This is a genomic window from Candidatus Wallbacteria bacterium (assembly GCA_028687545.1).
GTDB lineage: Bacteria > Muiribacteriota > JAQTZZ01 > JAQTZZ01 > JAQTZZ01 > JAQTZZ01.
Map to the genome: position 1 here is coordinate 78,030 of JAQTZZ010000004.1, position 13,808 is coordinate 91,837.

The 13,808-nt window shown below is 38.6% G+C and carries 12 protein-coding genes; 7 read left to right on the forward strand and 5 right to left on the reverse strand.

The window, feature by feature from the left end:
• The first annotated feature begins 176 nt into the window (after positions 1–176).
• From PHW04_02910 to PHW04_02940, 7 genes are read left to right on the forward strand one after another with little or no spacing between them, the layout of a single operon-like run.
• Positions 177–1,328 carry a hypothetical protein gene (locus PHW04_02910; protein ID MDD2714826.1) on the forward strand — a complete coding sequence of 384 codons (1,152 nt, stop codon included), beginning with the start codon at positions 177–179 and terminating at the stop codon, positions 1,326–1,328.
• Between the two features lie 2 nt (positions 1,329–1,330).
• Positions 1,331–2,776 (forward strand): hypothetical protein, encoded by a 1,446-nt coding sequence (locus PHW04_02915; GenBank protein ID MDD2714827.1) that lies wholly within the window; start codon positions 1,331–1,333, stop codon positions 2,774–2,776.
• Between the two features lie 31 nt (positions 2,777–2,807).
• Complete coding sequence (locus PHW04_02920; protein MDD2714828.1) at positions 2,808–3,599, forward strand: glycosyltransferase family 2 protein; 792 nt, start codon at positions 2,808–2,810, stop codon at positions 3,597–3,599.
• Positions 3,600–3,601: 2 nt separating this feature from the next.
• The gene (locus PHW04_02925) at positions 3,602–4,795 is read left to right on the forward strand and encodes a hypothetical protein (GenBank protein MDD2714829.1); all 1,194 of its coding nucleotides are present in this window, start codon (positions 3,602–3,604) and stop codon (positions 4,793–4,795) included.
• A complete protein-coding gene (locus PHW04_02930; protein MDD2714830.1) occupies positions 4,770–6,035 on the forward strand; it encodes a glycosyltransferase in 1,266 nt (421 codons plus the stop codon). The genes PHW04_02925 and PHW04_02930 overlap by 26 nt, the downstream gene beginning before the upstream one ends.
• Entirely contained in the window at positions 6,032–6,805 is a 774-nt protein-coding gene (locus PHW04_02935; GenBank protein ID MDD2714831.1) for a glycosyltransferase family 2 protein, read from the forward strand. The genes PHW04_02930 and PHW04_02935 overlap by 4 nt, the downstream gene beginning before the upstream one ends.
• Entirely contained in the window at positions 6,792–8,627 is a 1,836-nt protein-coding gene (locus PHW04_02940) for a Wzz/FepE/Etk N-terminal domain-containing protein (protein MDD2714832.1), read from the forward strand. The genes PHW04_02935 and PHW04_02940 overlap by 14 nt, the downstream gene beginning before the upstream one ends.
• An 81-nt stretch (positions 8,628–8,708) precedes the next feature.
• On the opposite strand, the gene PHW04_02945 is transcribed toward PHW04_02940, so the two are convergent.
• The 5 genes from PHW04_02945 to PHW04_02965 form a co-directional block, all read right to left on the reverse strand.
• Entirely contained in the window at positions 8,709–10,118 is a 1,410-nt protein-coding gene (locus tag PHW04_02945; protein MDD2714833.1) for a radical SAM protein, read from the reverse strand.
• A 159-nt stretch (positions 10,119–10,277) separates the two neighbouring features.
• Positions 10,278–11,117, reverse strand: coding sequence for a glycosyltransferase family 2 protein (locus tag PHW04_02950; protein ID MDD2714834.1), 840 nt, complete (start codon positions 11,115–11,117; stop codon positions 10,278–10,280).
• Between the two features lie 66 nt (positions 11,118–11,183).
• Positions 11,184–12,557, reverse strand: a complete 1,374-nt coding sequence (locus tag PHW04_02955) for an SAM-dependent methyltransferase (protein MDD2714835.1) — start codon at positions 12,555–12,557, stop codon at positions 11,184–11,186.
• 9 nt (positions 12,558–12,566) lie between these two features.
• Complete coding sequence (locus PHW04_02960) at positions 12,567–12,764, reverse strand: hypothetical protein (protein ID MDD2714836.1); 198 nt, start codon at positions 12,762–12,764, stop codon at positions 12,567–12,569.
• A 49-nt stretch (positions 12,765–12,813) separates the two neighbouring features.
• Positions 12,814–13,743, reverse strand: a complete 930-nt coding sequence (locus tag PHW04_02965) for a metallophosphoesterase (GenBank protein ID MDD2714837.1) — start codon at positions 13,741–13,743, stop codon at positions 12,814–12,816.
• Positions 13,744–13,808 lie beyond the last annotated feature (65 nt).

Sequence of the window (13,808 nt, forward strand, 5' to 3'; positions counted from 1 at the left end):
TTGCTTTCCGATTTTGCCAAAACCATCAAAAGGTAATTATTTTAACTTTGTTTGTAATCGTATGGAATTACTCCTATGGTCAATTTATCTCATTGATTCATAATCGGATTGTATTCAATGTTCTAATTTTCAAAAACAGATACATGTTACTGGCATACCTGATACTTACTTTAATATTGTTCTATCCACTAACCAGGATCAGAAAAATACCGCTATGGGTAAGCGATTTCATAAATATTTTTTCAATTGTTTTGTTTTCTTTTCCGTTAATTATTACTGTAATCAGTAAGTGTAGGTCGGCAGGCCCAACAAATTCAGGCAGCCCAACTGAGTTGTTTCCTATAACACCTAAAATTAACCAAGAAAACTTACCTGATATCTATCACATTATTCTGGACGGCTATGCAAATGCTAATACTCTTGTACAGATTTACAATTTTGATAATCATGAATTCATCGATTATTTAAAGTCAAAAGGTTTTTTCATTCTCGAACACAGTAAATCCAATTACACTTTCACACAGCTTTCAATTCCTTCCACAATGATGATGGATTATGCAAAAATTGAAGAATCAGATGAAAAGCCAAAACAGGCTCAAATTAATACGTTGAATAAACTTGAAAATAAAGTTAAAGCATATGTGATGAGCCGGGGATATAAATATGATGATTTAAATGTTAGTACTGGATCAAGTGTATTAAACGAAGCCAGTGAAGAATTTTATTTTATGGTATTAAACCTTACCATTGCTAAAGCTTTTTTAACAAGATTGTCATTGTTTCCAAATATTATTCGCAATACTGTTTTAAACCGATTTGAAGCCTTGAAAAAGTCCACTGAACTTCCTGGGCCTAAATTTGTTTTTGCAAGTATCCGTTCCCCTCACCCCCCGTTTGTTTTTACCCAAAACGGGGACCACTATAATCAATTTCTCCATAGTACAGCTGCTAATATTTGGAAAAGCGGATGGGACGATTATGAAGGTTATTTAAATCAATTAATCTATATTTCAAAATTAACTCAAGAATCAGTTGAGTACATACTTACGCATTCCAAAAAAGCTCCTGTTATACTAATTCACTCGGATCATGGTCCTCATTTTACCGTGCCTCTGAATGAAGCCATGGAGAATGCACAATCAAATTTTGCTGCGATTTATTCTCCAGATGGACAAAGACTTTTTTATGAAGGAATCACGCCTGTTAATTATTTCAAAGTCATATTTAACCATTACTTTAATGCAGGCTTAACTTTATCAAAGGATGAGAGTTTTTACTCGAAAGAGGACAACCCTTTTTCTATTAAAAAATGGGTCCCTAACCCATGACGATGATTAATAAAAGTAATCTTCTGGTCTTTCTATTTATCTTGATATATTGCGGCTGGAAAGCTACATACTGTGATGATTATTTTTACTATTGGAATTTATCAGAATCATTGAAAAATCATGGCCAATTATCAGTGGATGTTGAACCAGGAAATTTTCAACAGGTTATATCTCCGCAAGTTGGTATTTCCTATTTAATCTATTTATTGCGCATCATGTTTGGAAGTGAATGGGAAGTAATAATGCGTTTGATTATCGCAATTACTTACTTTTTCACTTACTACTTTCTTGTCAATCTCTTTAGCAAATTACAGCTAAGCAATCCTCGTTTGGTTTCATTGTTAATAATATTCAACCCTTATTTCATTAATAACCTAATACTAATTTATAATGATAACTTTTCTACATTATTTTGTTTTTGCTTTATTTTGTTTTACATCGAGTCAGAAATAGAGTTTTCACGTAAGGACTTTTTAGTCTTATTCATTATTACCTTGGCAGCTGCGTTTTTCAGGGTAAATATTTATTTATTAGTATTCTCTTCGTGCCTTTTTGAGTTGATTAATAGAAATTGGCGAAATTTGCTGAGGCTTATCTCTATTTTAGGCATTTGTTTTTTGTTTAATCATTGGTTTATTTCTGCCAACAATCAGGAAAACATTAAGAAAACAATAGATAATCAGTTTGTTGCTGGTGCAGCCCCTTTTTTCTTGAGTTTAGAAAAGAACGTATTTTTTCTTACAGATGGAATATTGCCTGTCAAAGAAGCAAAGCGGTTATCCAGAAGTTTCAGTGTGTTTTTAACGAATGCATATTATTGCCTTATTACAATTCTAATTCTGATAGGTGGGTATGTTTTTATTGCTTCAAAACAAAGCAGCAAGGCAAAGTGGTTTGTTGTTTTATCCATATTCAGCCATTTGATTTTCTTTTCTCTTTTTTATCATCACATGAACATTCCAAGATACTATTTCAGCATTTTACCATTAGTTTATTTTCTCATTTTATATCAATTTAATTGTTTTACCAGAAAAAACACTATCCTCATTTTACTTTTAGTCAGTTTTGTTTCTGCAGATTTATTTAAGAATTCATCCTTTGTATACCCTGGTGCCTATTACGCATTCACCTTGCCTGTTATTGATAAATTCTGGGATAATGTCAAATTAAGCCAGTTGAGAACTGACCAGACTATATTCATGTCGAATCAACAGTTTAAACTTTATTACTACTGTAACGTTAAAAGTTTTCCTGTTTCGAAATTAACGGAGGGAAATTTTGTAAAAGAACATCCCTTATTCTGTTGGGTTGGCACTATGCCTTTTAAAGCAATTGCAGCAGGTAATTTCAATGAAAAAATTGTGTTCCATAGCGCCCAGCAGTATTATTTTTCTGAAATCAGGTGCATGTCCTCTGAAGTGTTTCTAATTGAAAGGAAGCAGAACTAACTGGAATTTTCAGCGGAGAAGTTCTGCAGTCATGGAAAAAAACATTAAATCCAAGCCTATCCAGCTGCCTATGATTAGTGTGGTAACAGTAGTTTTTAATTCTGCATCAACTATTGAAAAGACAATAATAAGTATTATAAATCAGACCTATAAAAATTTCGAATACATTGTAATCGATGGTGGATCTAGCGATGGGACAATTAATGTAATAAATAAATATCGGGATAAAATTAATTGCATCATCAGTGAAAAAGACGAAGGTATAAGCGATGCATTTAACAAAGGGGTCAGAAACTCCTCTGGGGATTGGATAATTTTCATCAACTCAGGTGACACATTCATTGCTGATTCCATTTTAGATAAAGTTCATTCTCATCTATTGCAAACTGATTTTGATGTTATTTACGGGAAAATTAATTTAGTTAATACCTATAATTGCACACAGCTCATATGCGGAAAACCATTTGACAGGAAGACTTTTTTGAAAAGAATGAACATTCCGCATCAAGCCACATTTCATAATAAAAACCTGTATTTGAAATATGGATTTTATAGCACTGATTACCGCATAGCAATGGATTATGATTTACTTTTAAGAGTCAAAGACTTGAAAGTTTTGTTTATTAATGAAGTCATCTCCAACATGTCTGCAGGCGGGGTCAGTCAAATCTATCCGATTAAGACTTTCAGGGAGTTCACAAAAGCCAAGCTTACTAATTTAAAGAATAAATCCCATCTTATGATAAAATACGAGTATTGTTTTATGGTAATGAAGCAAGGTTTGAAACAAGTAATGGTTTGTTTAAAACTGATTAAAGGCTGACTATGAAAATTTCCATTCGAAAATTTATTTTCTGGTTAATACTATTTGGAATTGCTTTAACTCCATTTTTATCTATAGCTGAAGTTTATGCACTTTTACAAGGTCTGATGTCGGATACATCAAAAGCTCTTACACCTGTGTATTTAAAAGCAATGAAAGACATATTGTTTTTATTTATTTTATCTTTAGGAATAATTGTTTTTCTGAAGGAAACAAAAATTCATTATTTTGATAAATATTTCTTGGTGTTAATATTATTATCTATCGCATCGATGCTAATTTCATTTCCTATGACTACTCTTATGGCATGTGCATCTGGAATACGCTGGTTACTGCCATTACTGCTCATACCGGTAATTTATCGATCAGTTGATACGAATTTACAAAATAAAATTAACACTATTATGGTATTTATTTTAATAACCAGCTGCATACTTCAAGTGTTTCAGGCTATATACTTCCCATCGTTTTTCGGAAGAACATTTTTCGGTTTAAACAAAAGAAATCCTGGTATCTTTCTGATACCTACTAGTATGGCGGCATTTACAATGGTATCTATGTTCTATTGTTTCCATTTCAGTCCAAATGGATTAATAAAAAAAACAGTACTATATCTTATAGGACCTTTAAGCATATTTCTAACCGGTTCTGGAACTGGTGTTTTAATTCTGATGGCTTTTTATTTGTGCTTACTGTATTCCAAAATACTGCAAAAAGGGTTATTTGTAACTTTAACTCCTTTAATGTTGATTGTTATGATTGTAATAATGCCAATTCTAGTTGGAAGAAGCCATATTTATGTTTCATTATTAGCGCGAGTAAATATCTTTCTATCGAATGTATTAGATCCCAAAAATGCACTGATATCGATGAGATTTGGAGAAGCTACAAATACGATGGTTCTTGTAAATACCTCAAGTCTTTCTTTCAATGCAATGGGGCACAAAGGATTTATAGCAGACTCAACACTTACTTCAATTGCCTGCAATGTTGGCTTTGTTGCCTTAGTTGTCTTTGCTTTACTGATGATTAAATTTGTTAGACAAGAATTAATATTCATGCATTTTTTAGTAATTTTCGTTGGTTTTATGGTTTCTACAATTATATTTGAGATGTTTCCCATCAATTTATTGTTTGCGGTTAATCTGGCTTACCTAAGGAAAATTCAAAATGAAAATCAAGCCTATATTACTTAATACAAACGACTTTTCGGGCGGAGCTGCCAGAGCTGTGCAGAGATTGCATGCTGGTCTACAAAAAGTAGGTATAGATTCGACATTATTGGTTCAAAAAAAAAGCAGTGCTGTAAGCAATACTTATGGCCCGAGGCCTGGCATTGAAAGATTTATCAGCATACTCCGTCCATATATTGATATTTTACCCTTGGCATTTTATCCATCATCTTTAAAATATGTGTGGGATATTGGATGGCTTCCGTCATTACAATTTAAAAGAATTAAAAGCTTCAGACCCAATATTGTGAATCTACATTGGATTACCCGTGGATTTATTGCCATTAATGACTTGACGAGATTTAAACTTCCCATAGTATGGACATTGCATGATTCCTGGCCTTTTACTGGAGGATGCCATGTGCCAGGGGAATGCACAAATTACAGAGAATCCTGCGGACACTGCTTTCAACTTAATTCAAAGAAAGGCAGCGATCTGAGCAGGTTGATCTGGGAGCATAAAAATAGAGCCTGGAACAATTTGAAAATCTCTGTTGTTACACCCAGCAGATGGCTGGCGAATTGCGCGAAGGAAAGTTCACTGTTTCGAAACAGACAAATTGAAGTAATTGCAAACAGCCTTGATCTGGAAGTGTTTTATCCTGAGGACAGATTACTTTCCAGGTCTAAATTGAAACTTCCTGCTGATAAGACCATTTTGTTGTTTGGAGCTGTAAAGAGTCTTACGGATAAAAATAAAGGGTTCGACATATTTATAAAGGTAATTAACAGATTAGTTCATTCTGAACTGAAAGACAGCTTTGAAGTGGCAATTTTTGGGTCTAAACCAAACAGGACCATCAATGAGATAAAAGTTCCAGTACATGACTTCGGGTTAATTTCCAGTGATGAAACCTTGAGAATTCTTTATTCTGCTGCAGATGTGATGTGCATACCGTCAAGGCAGGAATCTTTTGGACAGACAGCTACTGAATCCATGGCTTGCGGTACACCAGTCGCATGCTTTGGCGGCACTGGTCTGCTGGATATAGTGGATCACCAGCAGAGCGGCTATCTTGCTGATCCTTATTCTGATGATAGCTTTTGCACTGGAATTAAATGGTTGTTAAGAGCAGAACGTAAGAAAATAGCCTTTAATGCAATTGAAAAGGTCAGAAAGGAATTTGAAGTAAAGGTAATCGCCAATAAATACAGAGGATTGTATGAAAAAATTCTGCTTTCAAGTAAAATAAGGCCAGAATGAAGATATCCATTATTACAGCCTGTTTTAACAGCCACGACTATATTCAACAGTGTTTGACCAGTGTTCAGAGTCAAAACCATCAGAATATTGAGCATATTATCATTGATGGTGGATCGACTGATGGGACTCTGAGAATAATTGAACAGAACAGGAGCAGAGACAGTATCGTAGTCTCGGAGAGGGATGATGGAATTTATCATGCACTGAACAAGGGAATTTCACTGGCAACTGGAGACATCATTGGTTTTCTGCATTCCGACGACCTGTACAATGATCAGAATGTAATAACTGATGTGTGTGATGAATTTGTTAAATCTGATCCAGACAGTTTATTTGGCGATCTGATTTATGTGTCGCGTCAGAATCATAATAAAGTGCTCAGATACTGGAAATCCGGTGAATTCAGGAAAGGTAGTTTTAAATGGGGCTGGATGCCGCCGCACCCGACCTTTTTTGTTAAAAAAGAAGTCTATAATAAATATGGCGATTTTGATACAAGACTGAGAATCGCTGCAGATTATGAGATTATGCTCAGATTCCTTGAAAAAATTAAGATTTCTACTTCCTATATCCCCAAGACATTAGTTAAAATGAGAATTGGCGGGGAAAGCAACAGAAATTTGAAAAATATTTTCTTAAAAAGCAGAGAAGATTTTCGAGCCTGGCGTATTAATGGACTTAGATGCAATTTTTATACGATATTTTTGAAAAATATATTAAAATTGGAGCAATTTATCCATTTTGGAGGGAACAATTATGAATCAGAATGATCAGCATGACATGATAGATTTAAAAATATTGTATAAGGTAGTAATTAATAAGAAAAAGATATTATTTACCACAGTTTTATTGTTTACAATAGTTGGTTTGATTTATATTTTTAACACAAAAAAAGTTTTTCAGGCAAGTGCTTCAATTTTGTTACCATCTAAACCTAAAGTTATGAATTCATTGGCTGCTAATGACAATTTTCTTTCTATTTTTAATAACACGAATGACTCGGGCAGCAGTAATTTCAAGGCTTTTTTATTATCGAGACCAGTTCTTGATAAGTTGGTTGAAGTTGTAGTGGAAGAGACGAAATCAAAGATGAAATGGCCTTTAGGTCCCTCTTTCAGATATAAAATCAAGGAATTTTTTGGCTGGCCAGAATATGATGTTGAAATGTTTCGAAGTAAAGTAAGAGAAAACCTGAAACTTTCACTAAATGTCGAAGAACGACAAGATGTCTCAAATGTGTTGGAGATTTCCTTTAACGACAATGATGGTGCAAGAGCGGAGAATTTTTTACAATTATTATTATCTGCTTCTTTTTCGAGGATGGAATTACTAAGATTAGGAAAAACACAGGGTAAAATTGATTTTATTGGTAAAAGGATCGAGGAATGGTATGAAAATCTTTTAAAGGCGGAAGAAAACTATCGAAAGTTTCAAGATAATTATGGTTATTTTATCCTGGATCGTGAAAGTAGTGGCCTTATCTCTACAATAGCTAAATATACAACTGAAATCCAGAGCTTAAAACTGAGTATTGAGCTGAATAATCTTAAAATAAAAGAGTACAAAGAGTCTTTACCAAAAATGGAGAAGGAAAGAATTTCCTCCCGAGAAGATGTAAAAAATCCGAGTATAGACACTTTAAGACAGCAACTTACAGACTCTCAATTAAACCTGAGTTCAATGTTAAATTCTGATTTCAAAGAAAATAATCCTAGGGTTACTGATTTGAAAGAGAAAATTAACCTACTGAAAGCACAGATGAAAAAGGAAGTGGAAAAAATCTATTCGAGCACAACAGTTGTGAATAATCCCATTTCACAAGGATTATTTGATGGCGTCATACAAGCTGAGTTGGACAACAGATTGTCTGAAGCTACGATTGGGGTATATCAGCGGATTCTGAATGAAACAGAAGAAAAAAATAAATCCTTACCTATGAGAAACCAGGAATTTTTTAGAATTTCCAGGGATCGCAAGACTGCGGAAGACCTTTACATGATGTTCAAGAAAAGTCTGGAAGAAGCAAAGATTGATCAACAAAACGACCTGAAAATCGAACAGGTGCTGGAAGAACCGTATTTAAATCCCAGTCCAATTAAACCAAATTTTACAAAGTACTTATTTGCTTTCACTGCTGTTGGTTGTCTATTTGGGTATATCATAGTATTTCTGCTTTATTTTTTTGAAGGTCATGTTTCTGAAGTAAATTTAAGATCTATACTCCCTAAGGCCAGATTTTTACAATCTACAGATTTCACAAAACTGTTTGGCAGTATCATGTGTGGTAGCAATGAAGGTCAACGGACTCTGATACTTCTATCGAACGATGAAATATCTCTAGACAAACTTAAATGCGGATTTAATGACAAATTTACAATAATATCTGATTCCTCAAAACCTGAAGATCTATCCAACAATTGTTTCATTGTAAGGAATGCTGTTGAGAATGTAAACTGGTATCCATTGATTAACGGATCAAACAAAATCGTCATTCCTTTCTCTGAGGATAAATCGAAGTTTAAAGATGCTGAGTTTCTTTCTCAAATTCTTGGGGAACTTGAAAATGTAACTGTGATACTTGAAACAATCTGATGTGCTTTAAAGTAAGTTAATGTATTTTCTTCCAGTATTACTATTATCGTAAGTACATGTTATAAATCAAGCACATTATCACTATTTCCATAGAAACAGCTTGAGTGCGGCTCTGGCCTTTTTCCAGAGTTCTCTGGCATTTTTGAGACGCAGCAGGCGACTTAGAATGTATGAGGGACGGAAATAGAATTTTTTATAGCCTTCGAGCACCAATTCTTTCAGTCGGCTTTCCCGGATTTCTGCATCCCAGAATCTGGGTGTGAATGAATCTCGGGGATCAGCTGCAAAAGCTTGGTAAAAGTCAGGGAATAGTCCTCTTTCAATCCCCATCCTGTAAATTTCTGTACCTGGGAACGGTGTGAGTATTGTCAGATGCATAAAATCCGGGGCCAGTTGGCGTGCGAAGCGGAAAGTGGCGCGGATGTCTTGCTCGGTTTCTGACGGGGCTCCGATCATGAAATAGGCCAGAGTCTCAATTCCCAGCTGTTTCGAAGTTCTGAACGCTTTAAGCGCTTGCTCCTTAGTAATGTCCTTGTTGAGTACATGCAGTATCTTGCTGGTACCGGCTTCAACTCCGAAATGAATGTGTTGACAGTTGGCTCTTTTCAGAAAGGAAAGCATCTCACAATCTACAGTGTTCACCCTGGACCTGATACTCCAGACAATGGTAAGGCCGCGTTCCAGATAGCCCATGCAGACATCGATCACTCGTTTTCTGTCGATCGTGAAAGTATCATCGTAGACAAGAATTTCTTTGATTCCGAGGCGTTCACAGGCTTCCATTTCCGAAATCACGTATCCAGCGCTGTGAGCTCTAAAGCGCTTGCCCAGATGCGGTCTGTCACAGAAGCTGCACCGATAGGGACAGCCGCGGGAGGTGAACATGGTGGTCACAGGATTGTTGATCGACAGGAGGGAGGAATATTTGCGGAAAGGGGTAAGGGTGCGGTCCGGGATTGGAATGCTGTCCAGGTCTTCGATGAATTCAGGATCTGCCCCAAAGCGGATGTCGCTACCCTCTCGATAGACCAGACCGGGTATTCGGGGTAATTCTTTAAAGTTGTCGAGATTCTCGAGAAGCATGGGAAACGAGAATTCGCCCTCTCCCATTATTGCATAATCCGCACCTGTAGTATACATTGCCTCCCGCGGATAGATATAGACATGCGGCCCACCCAGCACGAGCCTGCTGGAAGGAGCTTCTTTTTTCACGAGTCTGCAGGTATCCAGTACGTCAAGCAGCGTGAATGTCATCACTATTATCCCTGTGACATCGGGTTTGTATTCTCTGATGAATTTCCCGATCTCTTGGTAGGTGAGTTTTTCGACCTGGGCATCAAGCACAGAAACTAAATAGCCCCGATTCTTCAGGATGGTGCCCAGATATAGCAGACCCAGTGGAGGGAAGCAACCCACTTCTTCTTTGACGATCCTGGGATTATTGCAGAGGATTTCCCGGCCTGAGGGTGGATTGATCAGTAGTACTTTCATTTAAACATGCCTTTGCATACAACCACATCAGAGATTGGACTAAGTGCCAGTAGTTGAATTCTCGAAAGGCACGAAAGTAGTGTGACTGTTTTCATGATCCTATGTCGACTTCTAACAAAATGAAACAGATTTCTCTCGCTAGAAACATCATATTCTAAATTATCTCCATTTTCTCATTGTAGCCAGCATATCCGCAATCAATCCAAAGAAAAAGAAGATGAAGCCTGCCAGCGACATCACAGTGAAACTGCCGGAAATGTGGAACAAACCCTTGAGGTGAATTTCATACAGAAGTTCCCATGCAGAGAGGGTAAAGCATATCAAGCTGAACGGCAGGAAAACCTTGAGTGGATTGAAGAAGGCAGCCATCTTGAGCACCATATAGAAAGTACGCAGTGCGTCGGACGCAAGCACTTCCGACCTTCCTCCCTGGCGAGGGATCACATCCACAGGCACATATTTCACCCTGTATCCATCAGTGAAAGCAGCCAGCGTGATCGTGGTAGTGAAGGAGAAACCGTCCGGAAGTATCGGCAGATATTTGACTATGAAATCCCTCTTGAAAATCCTGAACCCGCTGTTCAGGTCAGGGATCTTTCTACCGGTCAGAAAATCTGCGAATTGGGCGAGTAGGAATTTTCCGGGTTTTCGAAGCAATACCGATCCTGTCCGCCGCGCCCCTACTACCATGTCGAAATCTCTGCAATGTTCCAGAAGCTTGGAAATCTCCGTTGACTGGTGCTGGCCGTCACTATCCATGATTGCCACAAATTCACTCGTTGCCGCTCTGATCCCAGTCTTGAGTGCTGCCCCGTAGCCATAATTCTCCGGGTGAGTAATCACCATGTAACCCGACGATTTAAGAATAGTAGCGCTTGAATCAGTGCTACCATCGTCTACGATAATCACTTCCCAATTTTGTGGAATAGATTTGAGGCCGTCTAGCAGCCCGGGTAGGTTTTTTTCCTCATTGTAAACTGGTATCACTATGGTGAGCATTGAACAAATTTTACTTAGTAAAGAAGTAATTGTCCATACTTGAGAATTTAAACACACGAAACGGAACTAAATCCTCTCTAGCCAATATAAACTTCTCTTCGTCTCGAAAATTCCCCATTTCTTGACTATGCGAAAAAACACAGAAAATTCCTTTTCAAAGGCATCTTGGTTGTAAGAGATAAAAATATCCTTCCTCATGGAAAGCATTTCCACAATCTGGGAATCTGTCTTTGGGATGAATTCGATCAGCAAGTTTTTGGAAAAAGAGGCGAAGAGCCTGGCGATTTTGTCCATTGGCATGTTGTTGGTAATTGCCAGGTGATGGATCAGGGCAAGGGCCAGGGTAAGGTCTGCCGGAGCGCGTGAGAGCAGTGAACTCCGCTCCTGATTCAGGCAGCCGATGGCTGGTGTGGGGTTGGACAGGTCGGCGTTTATTGGGAGCAGGTTTTTGTCTTTGCGGGTTTGAGCATCAAGGTAGTTCAGTTCTACTGTTTCATGGTCGCTGTCGATTGAGATGGTGTAGGCACCTGATTCGGAAGCAATACGGCTGAATCTGCCGGTATTGGCGCCTGCGTCGCAGACTGTGGCAGGCTTGATCTGAGCTATGGTTTCGCGGACTATCCGCTCTTTTTCGGACATGGCTTTTGTGTTGTAATTGGTGTTTTCGTAATATTCGCTCCAGAGAGTTTTGTTTTTGGGTAGATTGAGTTTCTGGACTGCCGTGATCAGGCTGTCTATGATCCCTTTCAGGGAGTTGAGAGTGATCTGGCTTTGGTTTCCTGTATTAGTAGCGGGCTGGCAATTCTTTTCACTGGAGGCGTGCATGTGCAGGTGCACTAAAAGGTGCCAGTTGAATCTGCTGGAAAAAGGAAGGGTTGCAGATGCTACATCTAACGGGATTCCATCCAGGAAGCTGAGGCTTAGTTTGTTCAGTTCAGGGGATTGGTAGCTCATCAGAGCCAGTGGTGCCAGAAAATGCCGGCAGAACTGGCGGTAGGCTATCCAGGGAGAGCCTGGCTGATATTTCTCGAAGGACAGGGTGTCGATGAAGATCGGCTTGTAGCCTGTGAATTGGATGTTGTAGGCGCTGGCATCCTTTAAGGTCAGACCGTGTTCAAGTGCCCTGGCCTGGATCTGCAAAGTGAGCAGAGCAGCTGCTTTCAACTGGCTGAAACACCATTCATAGGGATAGGAAATGAATGGAATTTCCTGAGGCTTGATGATTTTATACAGAGTTTCCGGTTGAGGGGAGTTTATTATGCAGTCTTGATGCGGAATCAGCAATTCCTCGGAAACCAGGTGATCGTAAAGGCCGGATTTGATTAACAGGTCATAATCATTCTGATAGCAGCGGTTGATCTGCCGATATAATTTACCGTCCTGCTGAAAGACAAAACCTGAGGGATCTCTGAAAGAAGAAGGAAGTATTTCAGCAGCCATATAGAGATGTCACTTATCTGATTTCCGCTTGAATTTCTTATTAAACCAGGCTTTGAGATTCTGCCAGTAAAGCTTGATCGCGTATAAGCCGCCAAGCAAGGCTGCGATAGTCACCTGGAACAGATAGCTGCCTGAACCCGGATCAATATAGGCCATGGCCGGGGTCTGGAACAGCAAGGCCAAAGAAAGGATAAGATATATCAGCATAATGGGTATTATAGTGAAGCAGGGAAAAGAAATGCAAGGAAAAAAATACTCACTGTTCTTGAGGGACGATATCGATCACCGTTACTTCTGGGCGGCAGAGGAATCTTGCTCCATGCCAGCCGCCTTTTTCTACTCCAAGCCCTCTGTTCACATAAAGCAGGGCATCATTTTTTGAGTATTCGCCGCTGATGTATCCGTATTTTGAATGGGAAAAAAGAGATCCTGTCAGGAGCAGACTGACCTGTCCGCCATGCGTGTGGCCTGCCAGAAAAAGATCGATCCCGCAATCGAGAGTGTTGAAGAGATCCGGAGAATGCAGTAAAAGAATATTATAGGAGCTGGGCTTCAGATCGTGAAGAATCGGGTATTGTTGAAAAACATTGGTCTCTGTCACGTGAGGATAGAAGCTTTGCAGACCAGTGATGATGAAAGAAGTCCCGCCTTTTTCAAATGCCACTTTATCGCCGTTGAGTACCTTGAACCCTGTATTCTCAAAAATTCTGTTTTTGAGGGAGTTGAGCGCATCTGTATTCCCCAGCACCGCAAACTTGCCTATGCCGGCTTCCAGGGAACTCATGGCCCGGCAGAAGACAGGTATACCTGCTTTGGAAATCACAGCATCGCCTGTAAACACGAGCAGGTCAGGCTTCAGAGGATTGATGATTCCAGGCAGCTTTCCTTCGTTTCTGACTCCATCACTGCTGTGAAAATCGCTTAAATGGACGATTCTCAGGCTGCCATTTTTCAGTTTCGGGCTTCTGATCGTGATATGAGTGACTTCGATCCAGTATGGCTCGATGAAGTAGCCATACAGGATGCAGAGGATTGAGATGAAGAAAAGCCAGTGCATCACCTTGATATATTTCCGGTTCAGCGGGATTTTTTTGTGCTTGAATTTCAAAAGGCTGAAATAAATGCAGAAATAGAGTTCGCTGCAGCAGATCAGGATTAAAACAGTAATCAGTAAAATCAGATTCATTAGCAAGTCCGATGTATCAGCAACAGGCTTATTATATAAAGGGGATGGGAGGGAATACAAGAAAA